The 21,508-nt window shown below is 60.5% G+C and carries 21 protein-coding genes; 8 read left to right on the top strand and 13 right to left on the bottom strand.

Annotated elements, in window-relative coordinates:
• The first annotated feature begins 133 nt into the window (after positions 1 to 133).
• Both ACOI8A_RS25120 and ACOI8A_RS25115 read left to right on the top strand, forming a co-directional pair.
• Positions 134 to 457 carry a hypothetical protein gene (locus ACOI8A_RS25120; protein WP_420648522.1) on the top strand — a complete coding sequence of 108 codons (324 nt, stop codon included), beginning with the start codon at positions 134 to 136 and terminating at the stop codon, positions 455 to 457.
• A gap of 104 nt (positions 458 to 561) precedes the next feature.
• Positions 562 to 1,323 (top strand): YdcF family protein, encoded by a 762-nt coding sequence (locus ACOI8A_RS25115; protein WP_420648521.1) that lies wholly within the window; start codon positions 562 to 564, stop codon positions 1,321 to 1,323.
• 177 nt (positions 1,324 to 1,500) lie between these two features.
• Here the strand turns inward: ACOI8A_RS25115 and lnt are convergent, their stop codons facing one another.
• The 5 genes from lnt to miaB all read right to left on the bottom strand — a co-directional run bounded on the left by lnt (position 1,501) and on the right by miaB (position 6,938).
• Positions 1,501 to 3,024, bottom strand: coding sequence for an apolipoprotein N-acyltransferase (lnt, locus tag ACOI8A_RS25110; RefSeq protein ID WP_420648520.1), 1,524 nt, complete (start codon positions 3,022 to 3,024; stop codon positions 1,501 to 1,503).
• 17 nt (positions 3,025 to 3,041) lie between these two features.
• Positions 3,042 to 3,881, bottom strand: coding sequence for an HlyC/CorC family transporter (locus tag ACOI8A_RS25105; protein WP_007909641.1), 840 nt, complete (start codon positions 3,879 to 3,881; stop codon positions 3,042 to 3,044).
• A 24-nt stretch (positions 3,882 to 3,905) separates the two neighbouring features.
• The gene (ybeY, locus tag ACOI8A_RS25100) at positions 3,906 to 4,382 is read right to left on the bottom strand and encodes an rRNA maturation RNase YbeY (RefSeq protein ID WP_420648519.1); all 477 of its coding nucleotides are present in this window, start codon (positions 4,380 to 4,382) and stop codon (positions 3,906 to 3,908) included.
• Positions 4,375 to 5,379: a PhoH family protein gene (locus ACOI8A_RS25095; RefSeq protein ID WP_420648518.1), complete on the bottom strand. Its 1,005-nt coding sequence runs from the start codon at positions 5,377 to 5,379 to the stop codon at positions 4,375 to 4,377. The genes ybeY and ACOI8A_RS25095 overlap by 8 nt, the downstream gene beginning before the upstream one ends.
• A 230-nt stretch (positions 5,380 to 5,609) precedes the next feature.
• Positions 5,610 to 6,938 carry a tRNA (N6-isopentenyl adenosine(37)-C2)-methylthiotransferase MiaB gene (gene miaB, locus ACOI8A_RS25090; RefSeq protein ID WP_420648517.1) on the bottom strand — a complete coding sequence of 443 codons (1,329 nt, stop codon included), beginning with the start codon at positions 6,936 to 6,938 and terminating at the stop codon, positions 5,610 to 5,612.
• 134 nt (positions 6,939 to 7,072) lie between these two features.
• On the opposite strand from miaB, the gene ACOI8A_RS25085 reads away from it, so the two are divergent.
• On the top strand, positions 7,073 to 7,402 hold the full coding sequence (locus ACOI8A_RS25085) for a DUF1820 family protein (protein ID WP_007958692.1): 330 nt from the start codon (positions 7,073 to 7,075) through the stop codon (positions 7,400 to 7,402).
• 6 nt (positions 7,403 to 7,408) lie between these two features.
• Here the strand turns inward: ACOI8A_RS25085 and ACOI8A_RS25080 are convergent, their stop codons facing one another.
• The 4 genes from ACOI8A_RS25080 to ACOI8A_RS25065 all read right to left on the bottom strand — a co-directional run bounded on the left by ACOI8A_RS25080 (position 7,409) and on the right by ACOI8A_RS25065 (position 10,929).
• Positions 7,409 to 7,963 carry a tetratricopeptide repeat protein gene (locus tag ACOI8A_RS25080; protein WP_003228518.1) on the bottom strand — a complete coding sequence of 185 codons (555 nt, stop codon included), beginning with the start codon at positions 7,961 to 7,963 and terminating at the stop codon, positions 7,409 to 7,411.
• Between the two features lie 225 nt (positions 7,964 to 8,188).
• Positions 8,189 to 9,472 (bottom strand): glutamate-1-semialdehyde 2,1-aminomutase, encoded by a 1,284-nt coding sequence (hemL, locus tag ACOI8A_RS25075; protein ID WP_420648516.1) that lies wholly within the window; start codon positions 9,470 to 9,472, stop codon positions 8,189 to 8,191.
• 17 nt (positions 9,473 to 9,489) lie between these two features.
• Positions 9,490 to 10,113, bottom strand: a complete 624-nt coding sequence (gene thiE, locus ACOI8A_RS25070) for a thiamine phosphate synthase (RefSeq protein WP_420648515.1) — start codon at positions 10,111 to 10,113, stop codon at positions 9,490 to 9,492.
• An 18-nt stretch (positions 10,114 to 10,131) separates the two neighbouring features.
• A complete protein-coding gene (locus ACOI8A_RS25065; RefSeq protein WP_420648514.1) occupies positions 10,132 to 10,929 on the bottom strand; it encodes a hydroxymethylpyrimidine/phosphomethylpyrimidine kinase in 798 nt (265 codons plus the stop codon).
• A gap of 358 nt (positions 10,930 to 11,287) precedes the next feature.
• Between ACOI8A_RS25065 and ACOI8A_RS25060 the strand changes: the two genes are divergently transcribed.
• From ACOI8A_RS25060 to ACOI8A_RS25045, 4 genes are all read left to right on the top strand, one after another.
• On the top strand, positions 11,288 to 13,636 hold the full coding sequence (locus ACOI8A_RS25060) for a 7TM diverse intracellular signaling domain-containing protein (protein WP_420648513.1): 2,349 nt from the start codon (positions 11,288 to 11,290) through the stop codon (positions 13,634 to 13,636).
• Positions 13,637 to 13,732: 96 nt separating this feature from the next.
• On the top strand, positions 13,733 to 15,382 hold the full coding sequence (locus tag ACOI8A_RS25055; protein ID WP_420648512.1) for an acyl-CoA dehydrogenase family protein: 1,650 nt from the start codon (positions 13,733 to 13,735) through the stop codon (positions 15,380 to 15,382).
• 174 nt (positions 15,383 to 15,556) lie between these two features.
• Complete coding sequence (gene amn, locus ACOI8A_RS25050) at positions 15,557 to 17,056, top strand: AMP nucleosidase (RefSeq protein WP_420648622.1); 1,500 nt, start codon at positions 15,557 to 15,559, stop codon at positions 17,054 to 17,056.
• Positions 17,057 to 17,128: 72 nt separating this feature from the next.
• Positions 17,129 to 17,764, top strand: coding sequence for a pseudouridine synthase (locus ACOI8A_RS25045; RefSeq protein ID WP_420648511.1), 636 nt, complete (start codon positions 17,129 to 17,131; stop codon positions 17,762 to 17,764).
• On the opposite strand, the gene ACOI8A_RS25040 is transcribed toward ACOI8A_RS25045, so the two are convergent.
• On the bottom strand, positions 17,759 to 17,968 hold the full coding sequence (locus tag ACOI8A_RS25040) for a DUF2788 domain-containing protein (RefSeq protein WP_007909655.1): 210 nt from the start codon (positions 17,966 to 17,968) through the stop codon (positions 17,759 to 17,761). The two genes, ACOI8A_RS25045 and ACOI8A_RS25040, sit on opposite strands and share 6 nt — an antisense overlap.
• A 224-nt stretch (positions 17,969 to 18,192) precedes the next feature.
• Entirely contained in the window at positions 18,193 to 18,672 is a 480-nt protein-coding gene (locus ACOI8A_RS25035; RefSeq protein ID WP_042561225.1) for an Lrp/AsnC family transcriptional regulator, read from the bottom strand.
• 455 nt (positions 18,673 to 19,127) lie between these two features.
• Here ACOI8A_RS25035 and ACOI8A_RS25030 point away from each other — a divergent pair, with 455 nt between their 5' ends.
• Positions 19,128 to 20,078 (top strand): DUF6515 family protein, encoded by a 951-nt coding sequence (locus ACOI8A_RS25030; protein WP_420648510.1) that lies wholly within the window; start codon positions 19,128 to 19,130, stop codon positions 20,076 to 20,078.
• On the opposite strand, the gene ACOI8A_RS25025 is transcribed toward ACOI8A_RS25030, so the two are convergent.
• Both ACOI8A_RS25025 and ACOI8A_RS25020 read right to left on the bottom strand, forming a co-directional pair.
• Positions 20,063 to 20,968 carry a cation diffusion facilitator family transporter gene (locus tag ACOI8A_RS25025; RefSeq protein WP_420648509.1) on the bottom strand — a complete coding sequence of 302 codons (906 nt, stop codon included), beginning with the start codon at positions 20,966 to 20,968 and terminating at the stop codon, positions 20,063 to 20,065. The two genes, ACOI8A_RS25030 and ACOI8A_RS25025, sit on opposite strands and share 16 nt — an antisense overlap.
• 15 nt (positions 20,969 to 20,983) lie before the next feature.
• Positions 20,984 to 21,403 (bottom strand): polyribonucleotide nucleotidyltransferase, encoded by a 420-nt coding sequence (locus tag ACOI8A_RS25020; protein ID WP_420648508.1) that lies wholly within the window; start codon positions 21,401 to 21,403, stop codon positions 20,984 to 20,986.
• Positions 21,404 to 21,508 lie beyond the last annotated feature (105 nt).

The following is a 21,508-nucleotide window of genomic DNA, read 5'->3' as shown; positions in this document are numbered from 1 at the left end:
AGGGAAACCCTGATTGCAGGCGTTTTGGCCGGCCAAATACTGGCGAGGGCCGTTGGTCGCGGCGTACAGCCGGATTGTGCAGCGAAGCTAAGCTCTAACTGGGGAGTGATTCTTATCTTCAATGAGGTGAGGGATGGTGGAGCAACAGCAAAAAAACGTTACCAAACCCGAGTTGTATGAGCGGTTGATGGACCGTCTGGGAATGGCCCTGGATGCTGCCAAAACCGCTGGCCGGCTGCGCGATGAGCGCCCCCTGGAACTGGAATTGCGTGGCTTGAGCCCCGCCGAGTTCAAACTGGTCAAGGCCTATCTGGATCGCAGTGAACGTGAAACGCACGGATGCTTGTCGCAAGCAGTGAAGCAGCTCGATGCAGCACATTCGGCCAAGGTCATCTGGCTCAAGGACAAGGCGCCCGGCAGAGTTATTGAAAAGGTTCGTACTCTGCAGGCCAAGTAACGCATGGCAGGTCAAACAGCGGATCTTTTTCAACGGGATCCGCTCCTACCGGTTGTCGCGCTGTACTAACCCACTTAGGCTTCGGGCATCTTTGGAGATGCTCGATGCCTTTTCGTTATTTCGTTAAACAACTTCTCTTGCCGCCCGGCATTCTCTTGCTGTTGTTGCTCGCCGCCTGGTGGCTGCGACGCACACGGCCACGTCTGGCCGGGCTGTGTTTTGCTCTGGGGTTTGGCGGGTTCTTGCTGATGAGTCTGCCGGTGGTGGTGCAGTGGAGCGCCAAGATGCTGGAGCGCGAGCCGCCGCTGCCCCGGGAAGAGTGGACAACACTGGCGCAGCGCGCCGATGCGATCGTAGTGCTGGGTTCCGGGCGTGAACGTGGTGATCTGGCGTGGGGCGAGGATCAGCCGACCGGCGTCGGGCTCGAGCGCCAGCGCTATGCAGCGCGTTTGGCCAAGGCCTCGGGACTTCCGATTCTGACCAGTGGCGGTCTGCATTACGGTACGCCGCCGACGGAAGCCAAGTTGATGGCTGATTCGTTACTGGATGATTTCGGTGTGGCGGTGCGTTGGCAGGAAGGCGAAAGCCGTACGACGTGGGAGAACGCCGAACTGAGCGCGAAGATTTTGCTGCCGCAAGGGGTCAAACGGGTAGTGGTCGTCACCCAGGCCTGGCACATGCCGCGCGCGGTGTGGAGTTTCAAGCAGGCGGGATTTGAAGTTGTGCCGGCGCCGGTTGGTTTCCTCGGCACTGACAATGCCCGACCGCTCGGTGGCTGGATGCCGGAGTTCAAGTCGATCTGGCAGAGCGGGCAATTGTTGAATGAAGCAGTGGGGCAGGTCGGGTATTCGCTGTTCTACCGCTGACACACTGACCCTTTGAATGCAGGAGCCTTTGTGGTGAGGGGATTTATCCCCGTTGGGTGGCGCAGCCGCCCCAAAACCTGCACCTGCGATGTGTCAGGAGCACCGCGTGCAATGATATTGCGACTGCTGCGCAGCCGAACGGGGATAAATCCCCTCGCCACAGGGGTTGCGCCGTCTTTAGACGGTTTTCGACATCCGGCTCGCCATCAGTGCCCAGCCGAACAACACCAGACACAATACGATCAGCGGCCATGAGCGCCATTGCAGGTACGGCGTCAGGTCATGCATCGGCACGACTTCGCCGTACAGAATGCCTTGCTCGAACTGGGGGATCTGCTCGGTGATCTGCCCGAACGGGTTGATCAGTCCGGTCACGCCGTTGTTGGTGGCGCGAATCATCCAGCGTCCCGCTTCGAGCGCGCGCATCTGCGCCATCTGCAAGTGCTGTAACGGGCCGATAGAGGTGCCGAACCAGGTGTCATTGCTGATCGTCAGCAGCAAATCACTGCGCGCGGCGAGGCTGGCGGCGAATTCCGGATAGACGACTTCATAGCAGATGAACGGTGCGATCTGATAACCCTTGGCCTGCAACAGCGCCTGATCCGCCGGGCCACGGGCAAAGTCGGACATCGGCAGATCGAAGAATGCGATCAGCCCGCGCAGGATGTCCTGCAACGGTACGTATTCGCCGAACGGCACCAGTTTCTGCTTCAAGTAAGTGCCATCACCTTCGCCAAGAACCGTGATGCCGTTGAAGAAGCGTCTTTCGTGGCGGACCATTTCGCGAATCGGCACGCCGGTGATCAGCGCCGATTTACGCTCGGCGGCAAAGGTGCCCATCATGCTCAGGTAGCCCTCGGCCGACTCCTTCAGTACCGGCACGGCTGTTTCCGGCCAGATCAGCAGATCCACCGGTTTCGAGCGGAAACTCAAATCGCGGTACAGCGCCAGTTGCGCGTTCAGTTCGGCCGGGTCCCACTTCATGCTCTGCGCGACGTTGCCTTGAATAGCAGCAACCGTCAGCGGCGCGCCGGCCGGGCTGGTCCAGGCGTGGCCCTTGAGCGTAATGCCCGCGACCCACGGCCCGGCGAGCAACAACAGGCCTGCGACCACAAAACCTTTACGGCCGGTTTTCAGCAAGCGCGGCGTGTTGTAGATCAGCGCAGCGGTCAGCGCGAGCACGAACGACACCAGCCACATGCCGCCGACTGGCGCGAGTCCGGCCAATGGGCCATCGAGCTGGCTGTAACCGGAATACAGCCACGGGAAACCGGTGAGGAACCAGCCACGAAACGCTTCCTGACCCACCCACAACGCGGCAAATGCCATCGCATCGCCCAGTGGCGCTTCATTGCGGCGCAACCAGCGCGCCCAAATCCACGCGGGCAAGGCGAAGAACCAGGCAATCGCCGCCGTAAACAGCAACATCAGGAACCCGGCCAACAGCACTGAAGCGCCGCCGAAGTGGTGAATGCTGTAGTAGATCCAGCTGGTGCCGGCGCCGAACAGGCCAAAACCGAAGCACCAGCCACGGCCCAACGCCTGACGCGGGCTCAGCTCGCGCAGGCCGGCATAGAACAGGCCGACCGCCAGCAAGGCCAGCGGCCAGATATCGAACGGCGCGAGAGCGAAAGTGGTGATAGCACCGGCCGCCACGGCCAGCAGGTTACCGGGCCAGCCGGGGCGGGTTGTCCAGCGCATTTCAGTCCTTAGATTTTTTACCGGGCGATTGGGGTCAGTCGCAACAGATGAATCCGACGGCTGTCGGCGTTCAGGATGCGGAAACGATAGGCGCCGATTTCAGTGATTTCGTTGCGTTTTGGCAAGTGCCCGAACGCGCTCATCACCAGACCGCCGACCGTGTCGAACTCATCGTCGGAGAACTCGCTGTCGAAGAACTCGTTGAAGTTCTCGATCGGCGTCAGGGCCTTGATCAGGAAGTCACCGCTGGGCAGCGGCTTGATGTAGCTGTCTTCTTCGACGTCGTGCTCGTCTTCGATGTCGCCAACGATCTGTTCCAGCACGTCTTCGATGGTCACAAGGCCAGCCACACCGCCGTATTCGTCGATGACGATGGCCATGTGGTTATGGTTGGCGCGGAACTCGCGCAACAATACGTTCAGACGCTTGGACTCCGGCACGAAAGTCGCCGGGCGCAGCAGATCCTTGATGTTGAAGCTGTCGCCGTTCTCTTTGAGGATCAGCGGCAGCAGATCCTTGGCCAGCAGCACGCCCATCACGTCGTCATGGCTTTCGCCGATGACCGGATAGCGCGAGTGGGCCGAATCGACCACGGCAGGGAGAAATTCGCGGGGTGTCTGGGTCGCCTTGATGCTGATCATCTGCGAGCGCGGCACCATGATGTCGCGCACTTGCAGGTCAGCCACTTGAATGGCGCCTTCGACGATGGCCAGCGCTTCGCTGTCCAGCAGTTTGTTCTGATGTGCATCGCGCAGCAGCTCAAGCAGCTCCTGACGGTTCTTCGGCTCGTGGGCAAAAGCCTGGGTGAGTTTACCCAGCCATGACTTCTGCCCGTTGCTCGATCGATCTTCGCTCATAGCGATTACTCTGAATCCTTTGTATTAAACAGTGGGGGTTGTGTCGATTTCGTCGTCCGCGTACGGATCGGGGTAGCCCAGTTCGGCTAGCAACTCCCGTTCCAGCGCTTCCATTTCTTCGGCTTCGTCGTCATCTATATGGTCGTAACCGAGCAAATGCAAACAGCCGTGAATGACCAGATGTGCCCAGTGGGCCTTTAGTTCCTTGCCTTGCTCGGCGGCTTCGCGCTCGACCACGGCCACACAGATCACCAGATCACCGAGCAGCGGGATGTCGAGGAACTCGTCGGGCACGTCCGCCGGGAACGACAGCACGTTGGTCGCGTAATCTTTCTGGCGCCAGGTGTGATTGAGCTCGCGCGCTTCTTCCACGTCGACCAGACGGATGGTCATTTCCGAATCGGCGGTGCGCTGGCGCAGGGCCAGTTCGCACCATTGACGGAATTCGGCTTCGCTGGGCGCGGACGCTTCGGTGGCGATTTGCAGGTCAAGCTCAAGCATCGCGGCGCGTGTCCTTCGCAGGTTCATCGGCCACGCGATTTTCGAAGCGCTCATAGGCTTCGACGATGCGTTGCACCAGTGGATGGCGCACCACGTCTTTGGGCATGAAATGCGTGAAGCTGATGCCCGGCACGTCTTTCAGGACTTCGATCACATGGTGCAGGCCGGACTTGGTGCCCTTGGGCAGGTCGACCTGGGTGATGTCGCCGGTGATCACTGCCGTGGAGCCAAAACCGATGCGGGTCAAAAACATTTTCATCTGCTCGACCGTGGTGTTCTGGCTCTCATCGAGAATGATGAAGCTGTTGTTCAGCGTACGACCGCGCATGTAGGCCAGCGGTGCAACTTCGATCACCTGACGCTCGATCAACTTGGCCACGTATTCGAAGCCGAGCATCTCGTACAGCGCGTCGTAGAGCGGGCGCAGGTACGGGTCGATCTTCTGCGACAGGTCGCCAGGCAGGAAGCCGAGTTTTTCACCCGCTTCAACTGCCGGGCGCACCAGCAGGATGCGCCGGATCTGTTCGCGTTCCAGCGCGTCTACCGCACAGGCAACCGCCAGGTAGGTCTTGCCGGTACCGGCCGGGCCGATGCCGAAATTGATGTCGTTACCAAGGATTTCCTTCACATAGCGCAGCTGATTCAAGCCACGCGGGCGAATCATGCCTTTCTTGGTGCGCAGGGCGACGGAAGCTTCGGCGGGAGCGTGATTGTCCAGCTCGACCACGGCCGATTCCTGCAGGAACAGGTGCACCGTATCTGGCGACAGCTCTGAACCATTGGTTTCCCGGTACAGGCGACGAATCAGATTTTCCGCGGACGTGGTGTGCTTGGGGTCGCCGATCAGCTCGAACTGGTTTCCGCGGTTGCGGATCTCGATGGTCAGGCGCTGTTCGATCAAGCGCAAATGCTCGTCGAATTGCCCGCACAGATTGGCGAAGCGGCGAGCCTCAAAGGGCTCGAGGATAAAGCGATGTGGTTCGATGGGTGCGTTCAAGGTCGTATTTAGCCGCCCTGGGGCAATTAAGATGAAATCAAGGATAACGCCAGTGGCGTGGGTGCGAAAGCTCTTAAATAAATGAGCTCATTCTCAAGAACAGCGCAGTCCATTGTGGGAGCTGGCTTGCCAGCGATGAGGCCAGCAAGTCCAGCAAAAATGTCGCCTGTTGCACCGCTATCGCTGGCAAGCCAGCTCCCACATTTGATCTCCACTGATTTCGGAATTTGTTACTGGATCAACGAGCCGCGCAGCGAGTGCGGTTGCGCCGCGTCGATGTGCACGTCGGCGAACTGGCCGATCAGGGTCGGATTGTCGCAGCGGAAGTTGACGATACGATTATTCTCGGTGCGTCCTTGCAGCTCGCCCGGATCTTTCTTCGAGTAGTCAGTGACCAGAATGCGCTGGGTCGAACCGACCATTTGTCGGCTGATCTCGAAGCCTTGCTGATTCAAACGGTGCTGCAAGGCGTTGAGGCGTTCTTTCTTCAACGCTTCCGGCGTGTCATCGGCCAGGTCGGCGGCCGGAGTGCCCGGACGCTGGCTGTAGACGAACGAGTAGGAAAAGTCGAAGCCGACGTCTTCGATCAGCTTCATGGTCTGCTCGAAATCTTTCTCGGTCTCGCCCGGGAAGCCGACGATGAAGTCCGAACTGATGCAGATCCCCGGCACCGCCGCGCGCAGTTTGCGCAGCTTGGATTTGTACTCGAGCGCAGTGTGGTTGCGCTTCATCGCTGACAGGATCCGGTCGGAACCCGATTGCACCGGCAAGTGCAGGTGTTTGACCAGCTCCGGCACATCAGCGTGGGCCTGGATCAGGCTGTCGGAAAACTCCAGTGGATGCGAAGTGGTGTAGCGAATGCGGTCGATGCCATCGACGGCGGCCACCACGCGGATCAGCTCCGCCAGATCGGCCAGGCGCCCATCGTGGGTGGTGCCGCGATAGCCGTTGACGTTCTGCCCGAGCAGAGTCACTTCGCGTACGCCGTTTTCAGCGAGGTGGATGATCTCCGCCAGTACGTCGTCGAACGGTCGGCTGACTTCTTCGCCACGGGTGTAAGGCACCACGCAGAACGTGCAGTACTTGCTGCAACCTTCCATCACCGAGACATAGGCGCTTGGGCCGTCGATGCGCGGCTCGGGCAAGTGGTCGAATTTTTCGATTTCCGGGAACGAGACGTCGACTTGCGGCAGTTTGGTAATGCGTGCAGCGTCGATCATTTCCGGCAGGCGGTGCAGGGTCTGCGGGCCAAACACCACGTCGACATACGGGGCGCGATCACGGATCGCCGCCCCTTCCTGACTGGCCACGCAGCCGCCGACGGCAATCACCATCTCCGGGTTGGCCAGTTTCAGTTCGCGCCAGCGGCCGAGCTGGGAGTAGACCCGATCCTGGGCGCGTTCGCGGATCGAGCAGGTGTTGAGCAGAATCACGTCGGCGTCTTCGGCGCGGGCCGTCACTTCCAGGGCCTGATGTTCACCCAGCAGATCGACCATGCGCGAGCTGTCGTACTCGTTCATCTGGCAACCGTGGGTTTCGATGTAAAGCTTCTTGGCCATGGATTCGGATCGTCACGTGATTCAAAGAACCGCGCATTATAGGGAACATGTCCCCAGGTTCCTACCGCTGCGCGTCCGGCGGCTATGCTATAGTTCGCGCCCTCATTTTTATCCCCGATGTGTTTCCGCCCGCCATGACCAAACGCGAAGCTCCAATCTACAAGGTGATTTTCCTCAACCAGGGCCAGGTGTTCGAAATGTACGCCAAGCAGATCTATCAAAGCGATCTGTGGGGCTTCCTGGAAGTGGAAGAATTCGTCTTTGGCGAGCGCACTCAGGTGGTCGTCGATCCTAGCGAAGAAAAGCTCAAGGCGCAGTTCGAAGGTGTGGTGCGCAGCTTTGTGCCGATGCATTCGATTGTGCGCATCGACGAAGTGGAACGCCTCGGCACCCCGAAAATCAGCGAAGCGCGTGGCGGGGTGGGCAATGTAATGCCATTCCCGGTGCCGATGCCTGAGAAGTAGCCTGCGTCAGGGCAGCGGCGAAAACGGCGTACGGCCGTCGGCGCTCTGCAATTCCATCAGGTATTTGCGGAAAATCTGCCCGAGTACCTGGGTGGCGGTCTCGAGATCTTCGCGGGACATTTTCTCGGACACTTCGTCAGCCGTATCCAGTGCGTCTTCCGCACCGTTGACCGCCGCCATCTTCAGCACGATATACGCCTGAATGTTATTCGCCTGCACGCCTTCGCCGTGGAAGAACATGGTGCCTAGCTTGAATTGCGCCTGGGCATGGCCTTGCAGCGAGGCCTTTTCGAAATAGCTCAGGGCCTGATTGAGGTCGCGCGGCGCATTCTTGCCGTCGTAGTAGAACTCACCCAACTCGTATTGCGCCTGCGCGTCGCCTTCATCCGCAGCCTTTTGGCAGGCAGCGAGCGCCTGCGTGACGTCTTGCGGCTGAGTATTGAGGGTGCAACGACCCATCGCCGGGATCAACAACGAGTTGCCGCCTGCTTGTGCATGTGCGAGCAGGGGCTGAAGGAGCAACAGGCAGCCCAATGCAAGGGTGCGGCCGGTGCGGTTCATGAGAATCGACTTACCTCTGAAGGGCACGCGGACCCGTCGAGGGATCCAATAAGCGCGCATTATGAAATAAGCAGGGCCAACCTTACAAAGTCTTTACTCGATTTTCTGCTGCGCGGGGAATATATCGCCCACTTTAGGGGAGATTTTTGCCAGAGGCGTCGGAAAAAGGGCGGGGGTGTAGGTAAATGCTGACGCTGGCAATGGCCAACGTCAGCGGTCCGGCAATTACTTCAGTGCAGCGAAGGCGCGCTCGGCAGCATCGAGGGTGATTTTCAGCTCGGCGTCGCCGTGAGCGATCGAGGTGAAACCGGCTTCGAATGCGCTCGGTGCGAGGTACACGCCACCTTCGAGCATCAAGTGGAAGAAGCGCCCGAACAGCGCAGCGTCGCTGGCCATCACGTCTTCAAAGGTAACAATGTCGTCAGCGCCGCTGAAGTACAGACCGAACATGCCGCCAGCCTGAGTAGTCACGAACGGAATGCCCGCCGCGTCCGCGCGTTCTTGCAAACCGTCAAGCAGACGCGTGGTGTAATCGGTCAGTTCGGCGTGGAAGCCCGGACGGCTGATCAGGCGCAGAGTGGTCAGGCCAGCGGCCATGGCCAACGGGTTGCCCGACAAAGTACCTGCCTGATACACCGGACCCAGCGGCGCGATGCGTTCCATGATTGCGCGTTTGCCACCGAAGCAGCCGACCGGCATGCCGCCGCCGATGATCTTGCCGAAGGTGGTCAGGTCCGGGTTCACCCCGTAATGCGCTTGAGCGCCGCCGAGGGCAACGCGGAAACCGGTCATCACTTCGTCGAAAATCAGCACCACGCCGTGTTTGTCGCACAGGCTGCGCAGGCCTTCGAGGAAACCCGGCGCCGGTGGCACGCAGTTCATGTTGCCGGCCACAGGCTCGACGATGATGCACGCCACTTCCTGGCCGACTTCCGCGAGCATCTTTTCAACCGCGTCGATGTCGTTGAACGGCAGGGTCAGGGTGTGTTTGGCGAACGCCGCCGGTACACCGGCCGAGCTCGGCACACCTTGGGTCAGTGCACCGGAACCGGCCTTGACCAGCAGGCTGTCGGAGTGGCCGTGGTAGCAGCCTTCAAACTTGATGATGCTGTCGCGGCCGGTGTAACCACGGGCCAAACGGATCGCGCTCATGGTCGCTTCGGTGCCGGAGCTGACCATGCGCACCATTTCCATTGACGGCACCAGCGAGCAGACCAGATCGGCCATCTCGGTTTCCATCGCGGTCGGCGCGCCGTAGGACAGGCCGTGTTGCAGCTGATTGCGCACTGCGTCGAGCACTTCCGGATGGCTGTGGCCGAGGATCATCGGCCCCCAGGAACCCACGTAATCGACATAACGCTTGTCGTCTTCGTCAGTAACGTAGGCGCCTTCGGCATGTTTGAAGAACAGCGGCGTGCCGCCAACGCTCTTGAATGCGCGAACCGGCGAGTTGACGCCACCGGGAATGTGTTTCTGGGCGTTGGCAAACAGGGTTTCGGAACGAGACATGATCGGGCTCTCAAAAATCAGGATTTGAACAATTCGTTGAATGCGCGGGCGCGGCGCGTCACTTCTGCTGTGCTCTCGGCGCCGAACAGGCCATGGACCACGGCCAGCAGATCGACGCCGTGGGCCACCAGTGGCGCGGCATTGTCGAGGCTGATGCCGCCAATCGCGCAGATCGGCAGATGCAGTGTGCGTTTGGCCTCGTCGAGCAGATCGAGGCTGCAAGTCGGCGCGCCGGGTTTGGTGTTGGAGTTGAAGAAACGGCCGAAGGCGACGTAACTCGCGCCTTCCTTTGCTGCTTGTTCGGCCAGCGCAATCTGCGCGTGGCAGGTCGAACCGATGATCGCTTTCGAGCCGAGCAGGGCGCGAGTCGGCGACAGCGGGCCGTCGGTCTGCCCGAGGTGCACGCCGACGTTCAGTCTTGCGGCGAGTTCGGCGTCATCGTTGATGATCAGTTGCGTCTTGTAGCGCTCGCACAGATCGCGCAGTGCTTCGGCCTCGCGCAAGCGCCGAGCCTCGTCGCTGCTCTTGTCGCGGTATTGCAGCAGGGTGACGCCGCCTTCGAGCGCCGCCTCCACGTAAGACAGAAACTTGCCGGCCAGCAATTGGCTGTCGGTGATGGCATACAGGCCACGGAGTTTCATCAGGCACACCTCACGACGTTACGAGCAGAAATCCAGCGGCAGACGACGCGGCACGAACTGGCCTTTGCCCAGTTGTTCGGCATCGCGCAAGGTGCGCCAAGTGTAATCGAGGGCGCTGCGCACGGCGCTGGCAAGGTTTTCGCCTTGGGCCAGTCGACCGGCCAAGGCGCTGGCCAGGGTGCAACCGGACCCGTGATAGCTGCCTGGAAGACGCTGGCAATAAAAGGTTTCGCGCAGACCGTCGCGGCTGTACAGGCGATTGTGGATTTCAGTTTCGTCGCCATGCCCGCCAGTGATCAGCAGATTCTTGACGAACGGCAGGAGTTTTTCCGCGCACTCGTCGGCGGTGCCTTCCGGCAGTTCGGCGAGGATTCGCGCTTCGGGAAGATTGGGTGTGGCGATGATCGACAGCGGCAGCAGACGCTCGCGCATCGCATAGCCGACTTCGTCCTTGCCCAGACGTCCGCCACCGCCGGCACGCAGCACCGGATCGCAGACCACTGGCAGATGCGGATGCGCCGAAAGCAGCTCGACCACGGTGTCGACCATTTCCAGCGAACCGAGCATGCCCAGTTTGACCGCTGCGACTTCGGAGTCGTTGAGCACGGCATTCGCCTGCGCCAGCACCCACTCACGGTCGAGGACGCGGAAGTCCGTGACGTTGACCGTGTCTTGCACAGTCAGGGCGGTGACGGCCGGCGCCGCATGACAACCCTGCGCGAGCAGGGATTCGATATCTGCCTGCAAGCCGGCGCCACCACTGGGGTCGTGGCCGGAGAGACAGAGGACAACGGGGCGGGAGCTGTAGATATTCATGGTGCGCGAGCTTACCACCAAACATCTTTTTCGGGTGCGGACCCACAGGGCAAGATCAAAAGATCGCAGCCTGCGGCAGCTCCTACAGGAGATTGTATCGGCGCCGATAACTGTAGGAGCTGTCGAAGGCTGCGAGCTTTTCAACTGAATCTGACCGACTCAACAGCTCTAGCCCGCGCATCTGCTCTGGAACGCCCGTTCTAGAGCCTTTGTAGGAAATATTTCAATGGTGCTCAATGGCCATCAGCGGCTATGCTAGGCTGGATCCAAACCAATAACATTTGATACCGGTTGTACGTCTACTCAAAAGGAATGGGGGGCTTCCTGACACAACCGGACGAGCCACGCTGGGGCTTCAATGCGCTATTTTTTGATGTTGCTGTTGTGTTTGCCCCTTCTGGCAAACGCCGTCGAATTCGACGAATTCACCCAGAGCCTCCCGCTTGGGCGATCCCTGCAAGTGTTTGAAGACGCGAGCGGCACGGCGAGCATTGCCGACGTGCGTGCGCAAGCCGCTGCCGGCAACTTCAACGCCCACGACAAAGCCACGCTGAATGCCGGTTACTCGCGCTCGGCGTTCTGGCTGAAAATTGATCTGCATTACCGCCCGAGCAATCCCGCTGCCCAGCGCACCTGGTTGCTGGAACTGGCGTATCCGCCGCTCGATCATCTCGATCTGTACTTGCCCGACGCGAATGGCGAGTTCCGTCTGATTCGCCAGACCGGTGACGCGTTGCCGTTCGCCAGTCGCGAGATTCGCCAGAACAATTACCTGTTCGATCTGACGTTCAAGCCTGACCAGCTACAAACCGTCTATTTAAGGCTGTCCAGCGAAGGCTCGATTCAGGCGCCGGTCACTTTGTGGTCGAGCACCGCGTATCTCGAAGATCAGCCGGTGCGCCTGTACGTGCTGGGCATCATTTATGGCGTGCTGCTGGGGATGCTGGTCTACAACCTGTTCATCTACCTCAGCGTGCGCGACACCAGCTACCTGTATTACATCTTCTACATCGGCTCGTTCGGCCTCTATCAATTGTCGGTGAACGGCGCGGCGGTCGAGTATTTCTGGCCGGACAATCCGTGGTGGGCCAACGCTGCGACGCCGTTCTTTATCGGTTGCGCCGGGCTGTTCGGCAGCCAGTTCGCCCGCAGTTTCTTGCAGACCAAAATCTACAGCCCTTGGCTTGATCGCGTGCTGATCGCGCTGATCGCCTTCGGCGCCTTGGTGGTCGGTCTGTCGCTGATGACCAGTTACGCCCTAGCCCTGCGCCTGGCGACGACGCTGGCGCTGACCTTCACCGTGGTGATCTTCGCCGCCGGGATTCTCGCCTGGTGGCGCGGGCTGCGCGTGGCGCGTTACTTCATCATCGCCTGGTCGGCGTTCCTGCTCGGTGGCGTGGTCAACACGATGATGGTCCTCGGCTTGCTGCCCAACGTGTTCCTGACCATGTACGCCAGCCAGATCGGCTCGGCGATCGAAGTGGCGCTGCTGTCGCTGGCGCTGGCCGACCGCATCAACGCGATGCGCGAGCAGCAGGCGCAGACCTTGTTCGATGCTGGGCAAAAACTCGAAGTGCTCAACCAGCAACTGGCCCACAGCAACAAGCTCAAGGACGAATTCCTCGCCACCCTGACCCACGAATTGCGTACGCCGATGAACGGTGTGATCGGTTCGCTGGAACTGATGCAGACCGTGGAGATGGATTCGGAGCTGGAGCAATACCAACAGACCGCCGCCAGTTCCGCGCGGGACATGATGCGCATGGTCAACGGCATCCTCACCCTCACCGAATTGCAGGCCGGCAAGCTCAAGGTTGCATCGGGCAGCTTCAGCCTGCGCGGGGTGGTCGAGGCGCTGCGTGCGCAATTCGACGGCAACGCGGCGGCCAAGTCGCTGGACTTCAAGGTCGAGGTGCTGCCGACCCTGCCGGATCGTCTGCAGGGCGACAGCGCGAAACTCGCGCAATGCCTCGAATGCCTGCTGGATAACGCGATCAAGTTCACCCGCGTTGGCGGTCTGGCGCTGCGCGTCACCGGCAAACCGGCCGAGGGTAATCGTATGGCGCTGACGTTCGCAGTGATCGACACCGGCATCGGCTTCACCGATCTGGGCGAGGCGACCATGTATCAGCGTTTCTTCCAGCTCGACGGTTCGATGACTCGCGAATATGGCGGGTTGGGCGTCGGTCTGGCGATTTGTCGTCAATTGGTTGAATTGCTCGGCGGCAAACTCACGCACCGTTCCGAGCCTGGCAGCGGTAGCCGCTTTCAACTGGACGTGGAGTTCGAGTTACCGGTGGTGGAAGCGGCGCCCTCGATGATTCGGGACGCCGAGCGCGCGCCGCAGGATTGCACGGTGCTGCTGGTGGACGACAACAGCGTCAATCAACTGGTGATGCGCGGCATGCTGCTCAAGCTCGGCTTTCGCGTACGCACCGCTGACCACGCAGCGGCCGCGCTGGATTACTTACAGCGTGAGCCGTTCGACGCGGTGCTGATCGATTGCCAGTTGCCGAACCTCGATGGCGCCTCGTTGTGCTGCCGCATTCGTGACTTGCCGGGATGCGCGCACCTGCCGGTGTTCATGATCGCGCTGAATCCGGATCGCGAGCATTGCGCGACCGGCGCGTTGATCGATTACCTGAGCAAACCGGTGAAATTCGAAGACTTGCGCGCCGCGCTTGAGCGACGAGTGCTGTGCGTTTGATGGGGCGAAAGCGCCGTCATTTAGGCCGATATGACACTTTGATCAGCCTCGGTGCGGTGCTTAACTGAGGCTCTGGCTGACCAAAGGAGCCCCGTCATGAACCTGCATCAGTTCGCCGAAACCCACGACGTCACCAACCAGCCGCCCTCGCTGGACGGCAGCAACCTGTACCGCATCGACCTGCCGTTGCAAGAGTGGTCGCGGCGCTTCGGGGCCGGGTGGGCCGAGTCGCGCATCGATGCCTACGGCGCACTGGCCGGCGGGCCGTTGATGGAAGCCGGGTTCCTCGCCAATCAAAACAAACCGGTATTCACCAGCCACGACCGCTACGGTCATCGCATCGATCTGGTGGAATTTCATCCGGCGTATCACCAGTTGATGCGCACTGCGATCGAACATGGCCTGACTTCGCTGCCATGGACGCATCCGCAGGACGGTGCCCACGTTGCCCGCGCCTCCATGAGTTATCTGCACAGTCAGGCCGAGGCCGGTAGCGGTTGTCCGCTGACCATGACTTTCGCCAGTGTGCCGGCGCTGCGCTTGCAGCCGAATCTGGCCGAGCAGTGGCTGCCGAAAATCCTCGCCACCGAGTACGACCCGCGCAACGTTGGTATGGCGCACAAGGCCGGCGTGACCATCGGCATGGCGATGACCGAGAAACAGGGCGGCACCGATGTGCGCGCCAACACTACCAAGGCTTATCCGGTCGGCGCCAGTGGGCCGGGTCAGGCTTATGAACTGGTCGGGCACAAGTGGTTTTGCTCGGCGCCGATGTGCGATGCGTTCCTGACGCTGGCGCAGACCGACAAGGGCCTGACCTGTTTCCTGCTGCCGCGCCATCGCCCGGACGACACGCGCAATCAGTTCTACATTCAGCGTCTGAAAAACAAACTCGGCAATTGCTCGAACGCGTCCAGCGAAGTCGAATTCCGTGGCGCGCTGGCGTGGATGGTTGGCGAGGAAGGGCGCGGCGTGCCGACTATCATCGAAATGGTCGCGATGACCCGTTTCGATTGCATGGTCGGCTCCAGCGCTTTGATGCGTCAGGCGCTGACCCAGGCCAGCCACCACTGTGTGCATCGCACGGTCGGCGGCAAAATCCTCAGCGAAACACCCTTGATGCAAAACGTACTGGCGGATCTCGCGCTGGAAAGCGAAGCGGCGCTGGCGCTGAGTCTGCGCATGGGCAAGGCGCTGGATCATCTGGACGATCGCCACGAAGCGCAATTCGCCCGGCTGGTGACGGCGGTGGGTAAATACTGGATCTGCAAACGCGCGCCGGCAATGATCAACGAAGCGGCGGAATGCATGGGCGGCGCTGGCTATGTCGAAGACAGCATCCTGCCGCGCCTGTACCGCGAAGCGCCGGTCAATTCGACCTGGGAAGGCTCGGGTAACGTGCAGTGTCTGGATGTGTTGCGAGCACTGTCGAAAGAGCCGGGCGTGCTTGATGTGTTGTTCAGCGAGATGGGCGACGGGCATGGCGATAAACGCCTGGCGGCGCATATCCAGCAGTTGCAGGCGTCGTTCAAAGATACCAGTGACATTCAGTATCGGGCGCGGCAGTTGACCGAGGACATTGCCTTGGGGCTGCAAGCCAAGCTGTTGCTCGAGGCTGGGAATTCAGCGGTCAGCGATGCGTTCATCGCCAGTCGCCTGAGTGGTGGTGGCCGGGTTTATGGTGCGTTGCCGCGTGGGCTGGATGTCGAAGCCATCGTCGCCCGCTCAACCCCACAATCTTTCTGATCCAACACAATTCCCGTGTAGGAGCTGCCGAAGGCTGCGATCTTTTGATCTGTAGATTTAAAGACAAGATCAAAAGATCGCAGCCTGCGGCAGCTCCTACAGTGATTGTGGCGGCCCACATATTGTGTGGTTGCCAACATGTCACTGTTCCCGTCGCGCCACGATGCAGGCAAGATGAAGCTCTGCAAGTCAGAACACAGGAAGCTGATCGTGACCGAAGCGTTTATTGTCGTTGCAACCGCCGAACAAGCCGTGGATCGTCTGGCCGAACTGCATGAGCAGGCCACGACTGCGCTGAACTCGGCGCTCAAGCGTTACCTCAAGGATCGCGTCGAGCCGGACGCCGCGCAGCGCGCCCTGTTCCGTTATCCCGAACTGCGTCTGACCTATCATTGCCATGGCGAAGTCCCGCAGACCACCCGCGCCTACGCCAAAGTGCAGTTGCCGGGCACTTACAGCGTCACCGTCACCCATCCGAAAGCGTTCCGCAAATACCTGCTGGAACAGCTGGTGCCGTTGATGCACGACTTCACCGTCACCGTGGAGGTCGGCGTCAGCCAGCAGAACATTCCGTATCCGTACGTGGTCGAGCAGGGCGATGAACTGGCTGGCTCCGGCGTCACCGCTGCCGTGCTGGCGCGAGTGTTCCCGAGCACCGACCTGTCCGCCGCCACCGATGGTATCGCCGACGGTCTCTACGATTGGGAAAACACCGATCCCCTGCCACTGGCCTTGTTCGACGCCGCGCGGGTGGACTTCTCGCTGCGCCGACTGGTGCACTACACCGGCAGCGACTGGCGTCATGTGCAGCCGTGGATCCTGCTGACCAACTATCACCGCTACGTTGACCAGTTCATCGTCCACGGTCTGGAGCAATTGCGCAGCGACCCGCGTTTCGTACGCATGGTGTTGCCGGGCAACGTGATCATCGAGAAGGGCATGGATCACGGTGAAGCCTCGGCGATTGCCGCCGGTGTGGTCTGGCACCGTTACCAGATGCCGGCCTATCACCTGATCGCCAGCGATGGCCACGGTGTGACACTGGTCAATATCGGTGTCGGCCCGTCCAACGCCAAGAACATCACTGACCATTTGGCCGTGCTGCGTCCGCATTGCTGGCTGATGATCGGTCACTGTGGTGGCTTGCGTCAGTCGCAGACCATTGGCGACTACGTGCTGGCCCACGCCTACATGCGCCGCGACGGGATTCTCGACCGCGTGGTGCCGCCGAACATTCCGATCCCGGCACTCGCCGAAGTGCAAATGGCGCTGCAACAAGCGGCCGCCAACATCACCGGCGAGAAGGGTGACGACCTGAAAAAACGCCTGCGCACCGGCACCGTGCTGACCTACGACGACCGTAACTGGGAGTTGCGCTGGGCCCAGGAGCGACCGTTGATCAACCTGTCCCGCGCCGTCGCGGTGGACATGGAAAGCGGCACGATTGCCGCGCAGGGTTATCGCTTGCGCGTGCCGTACGGCACATTGCTTTGCGTATCGGACAAACCGCTGCACAGCGAAATCAAACTGCCGGGTTCGGCCAACGCCTTCTATGAGCGTGCGGTCAGTCAGCACTTGAAGATCGGCATTGAAGCGGTGGATCTGTTGCGCACCGAACTCAACTCGCTGCACTCGCGCAAACTGCGCAGCTTCGACGAGCCGCCGTTCCGCTAACGGTTTGTCGTGGTCATTTGGCGGTCGGGGCACTAGCATTAGCAGCCCTGATCGCTAAATGTCTTCTTTATTATGTCGCGTCCCCCACGTCCACCTTCCCGCCACCCCGGCGCGAAGCCAGCTCTTTCCGCCGCGCGCCGCGTCGCCAAAGCACCGCCGGCCGAGCCGAAGCTGATCCTGTTCAACAAACCGTTCGATGTGCTGACGCAATTCAGCGACGGCGAAGGGCGGGCGACGCTCAAGGATTACATCGACGTGCCAGGGATTTATCCGGCGGGGCGGCTGGATCGCGACAGCGAAGGTTTGCTGCTGTTGACCAATGACGGCCAGTTGCAGGCGCGGATCGCCGATCCGAAACACAAACTGGCGAAAACCTATTGGGTGCAAGTGGAAGGCGAGCCGACGGCCGAACAGTTGCAGCGTCTGCGCGATGGCGTCGAGCTGAATGACGGCATGACCTTGCCGGCCGAGGCGCGACAACTCGACGAACCCGAGCTGTGGCCACGCAACCCGCCGGTGCGCTTTCGCAAAAGCGTGCCGACCAGTTGGCTGGAATTGGTGATTCGCGAAGGGCGTAATCGTCAGGTTCGGCGGATGACGGCGGCAGTGGGTTTGCCGACTTTGCGTCTGGTGCGGGTGAGGATTGGCGACTGGAGCATCGAAGGGCTCGATCAGGGCCAGTGGAAAGAAGCGCCGCCGCGCTTATAAGGCGCCGGATTCGATCAGGCCGATCACCACACTTTTGATGATGAACGCCGCCACACCCAGGCCCAGCACGAAGAACAGAATGAACGAGCCAAAGCGCCCGGCCTTGGACTTCTTCGCCAGATCCCAGACGATGAAACCCATGAAAATAATCAGGATGCTGACCAGGCCGGTCATCATCCACTCTTCAAGTAGTGCAGGATCCATCGGGGTTCTCCGGCGCGGTTGCGGCTGAAAGGGCGGCGGGGATTATACGCCAAGCTTGAATCTCCAAGCATTGACCTGCCGCAGTCACAGATTTGAAAACCCGGTTTTGTAGGAGCTGTCGAGTGCAACGAGGCTGCGATCTTTTGATCTTGTTTTGTAAAATATCAAAGTCAAAAGATCGCAGCCTCGTTGCACTCGACAGCTCCTACAGATAGATCGCGGGATCAGCTACGCAGATGAGTCAGCGGCAATTCAGTGCTGTTCAAAACCTGGTTCAACACAAAACTCGAGCGCACGCTTGTCACCCCGTCAATTCGCGTCAAATGCCCCAGCAGCAGTTTCTGGTAGTGATCCATGTCCGGCACCACCACTTTCAGTTGATAGTCAGCATCCACGCCCGTCACCAGGCTGCATTCCAGCACCTGCGGCAACGTGCGAATCGCCGCTTCGAAATTCTCGAAACGCTCCGGCGTGTGCCGATCCATGCCGATCAGTACATAAGCCGTCAGGCTCAGACCAAGCATCTTGCGATCCAGCAGCGCGACCTGACGCGAGATGTAGCCGTCGTCTTCCAGTTGCTTGACCCGGCGCGAGCACGGCGAGGGCGACAGACCGATGCGCTCGGCCAGTTCCTGGTTGGAGATGCGGGCGTCGCGCTGCAATTCCGCCAGAATGCTCAGGTCGTAACGGTCGAGTTTGCTCATCAATCGGTCCTTTGTCGTAACTATTGCGGCGGATTATCTATCCAGGGTTAAAAATTGCGCAAGTAGTGTTTATTCGAGCAATCTTCGCAATCCTGTGTCGCAGCCTCGGGCCTATTCTTAACACCAGAATCACTGCTCGGTAACACAGTCCACGCGGCCCGCCCAATCCGGCCTGCCGCGGCCGCCACCCCCACCGGGGCTGGGCCGGCCCCCGAGCTGCACACTGCCCACAAGACGGCGTGAGGTGAGCCGACGTCATAAGCGTCGAGCCAGGACGCAATTCTCTAGAAGGGAGGCCGACGGGTCTCCCTTTTTTCTTGCGCGCGATTTGCTGCCCCGGCGCTCAATAAATAAGTTGCGTGACTGATAACCTGTAGCAGAACCCGGTATGTATTTGCCCGGTCTTAGCTACACGCCATTCTTAATCACAGGCCTGAGCCGCAGTGAGGAATTTCATGAAGTCGCGCATCTGGCAGCTGGCCGGTGTTGGTTTGCTGTGTGTGAGTGTCGGTGCGCAAGCACTTGCCGATGATCCCGAGAGCCGCAGCCCGCAGAACAACGAAATCATTCGTGGCGACAACAGCCGCCAGTTCGAGCACAACGGACAGCCGCAGCATAACGGCCAATGGCAGAACCAAAATCAGAACCAGAACCGTCCTGCGTACAATCCCGATCCGTCGCGCCAGCCGCCTCCGCCGCAATCGCCAGCCAACAGTCTGCCGATCCAGCCGCGCCCCGACGCCGTGCGCCAGACTCAGGAACCGCGCCAGGGTTACTACCGCGACGAACGTCCGCAGAACGGCCACAACCAGCAGTGGCAGACCGGCAATCGCCCCAATGACAATCACTGGGCCGGTCGTCCAGACGGTCGTGGCAACGGCTGGGGCCCTGGCCCGCAATATCGGCCGGGGCATGTGATCGACCGGTTCCAGGATCGTGACTACCGCGTGCCGTATCGCGGCCAGGATTATTTCTACTCCGGCGGCTACTGGTATCGCCCGCAAGGCCCGCGTTACATCGTGGTCCAGCCGCCGCGCGGGATTCGTACGCAGTACCTGCCGGATTACGCGCGCGAAGTGTGGATCGGCGGTTCGCTGCTGTTCCTCGCCGCCGGCTCGTATTACGCCTATCAAGAGACCACGCAGGATTACGTGGTGGTCGAGCCGCCGGTGCAGCAGCAACCGCAGCCGACCAGTAATGGCTATGACGTCGAAGCGTATCCGGCTAACGGTCAGTCGCCGCAGCAAGTGCAGCAGGACGGTTATCAGTGCTATCAGTACGCGGTGCAACAAAGCGGTTTCGATCCGCGCACCGCGACCTATCAACCGGCGCCCGAAGTGGTTCAGGCTTACCGTCAGGCGCAGGGCAGTTGCCTGAGCAGTCGCGGTTATCAGGTCAACTTCTGAGCCCGAGCGGCGTTGACCACTTCCTGCGGGTCGGCGTGCACCAGCACTTCGGCCCGTGGGTAGGCAGCGTGAATCGCATCCGCCGCTTGATCACTGATGCCGTGGGCGACTGACAGCGTCAGTTCCCCCGGCAATTCCAGGTGCAACTGCACGAACCAGTGATTGCCGGAAATCCGCGTGCGCAGATCGTGCGCGCCCAATACGCCGGGCACACCGCAAGCCAGTTCGAGCATGTGCTGGCTGACGTCCGTCGGCAGTTCTTCATCCATCAACACGGAAAAACTTTCCCGCGCGATCTGAATGGCGCTCCACAGAATGTACGCGGCGATTCCCAGACCAAACCACGCATCCAGTTGCTCGAAACCCAATCCCGCCAACACCAGCGCAATCAGAATGCTGCCGTTAAGCAACATGTCCGAACGGTAATGCAGCGAGTCCGCGCGCACGGCGTTGGAGCCAGTCTCCTTGATCACCCGATGCTGCAGCACCAGCAGCGCCGCCGTCAGGGCCAGCGAAAACACGATCACGCCGATGCTCAGCCACGGTGCGCCGAGGGGTTGCGGGTTGTTCAGTCGCTCGTAGGCCTGAAACGCAATCAGCACAGCACTGCCGCCAATGAACAGCGCCTGCGCCATGCCGGCCAGCGATTCCGCTTTGCCGTGCCCATAACGATGATCGTCGTCCGCCGGACGCAGCGCGTAATGCACCGCGAGCAGGTTGAGCACCGACGCCACGCCATCCAGCGCCGAATCGGTGAGGCCGGCGAGCATGCTCACCGAACCGCTCAGCCACCAGGCGATGGCTTTAGCGATGATCAACGTGCAGGCCACCGCCACCGAGGCGCGGGTCGCTAGCCGCAGCAGGCGGGCGTGTTTGGGGCTGGATGTCATGGGTGCATCGATTCCTTATGCGGCAGGTTGCAGGCCGTACATCGCCAGTTGCTGAGTGCTGCCCTTGTGCTGGATCAGACGCGGATCATCCAGTGGCAAGTTACGGCCCAACTCGCTTTCGAGAATCGCCTGCAACTTGAGGTTATCGACCTGACCGTCGGGGCCTATGGCTTGCTTGAGCTTGGCCGGATCGACTTGGGCGGTGTGGCCCGGTTCGAAATAGATCGCGCCAGTGGCGAAGTCCACGGCAAACGCAATCAGGCCGGGAACGATGTAGAACAACAGGCCGACGGCATCGAGCACGGCAATCGCCGGGTCAATCTTGCCGTCGATCTGCCCACGCCGGTCGGGATAGAAAATCGAACCGCACGCGGTGATTTGTGTGAGCAGGGTGGCAACCAGTACACCGCCAATCAGGCGAAAAGGTAAGCGCATGGGAAATCTCCTGAGTCATCTATTAACGAAGCGTAGTCGGGTGAAGTTAAGACCCTGACGAACGCCCGGCAGTTCGCCGTTATACTCGCGGCTCTGCTTTGGAGC

The sequence above is a fragment of the Pseudomonas sp. P4795 genome, from assembly GCF_048822895.1.
Lineage (GTDB): Bacteria > Pseudomonadota > Gammaproteobacteria > Pseudomonadales > Pseudomonadaceae > Aquipseudomonas.
The sequence above is the reverse complement of the archived record's forward strand: the minus strand, read 5'-3'. Positions and strand labels throughout refer to the sequence as shown.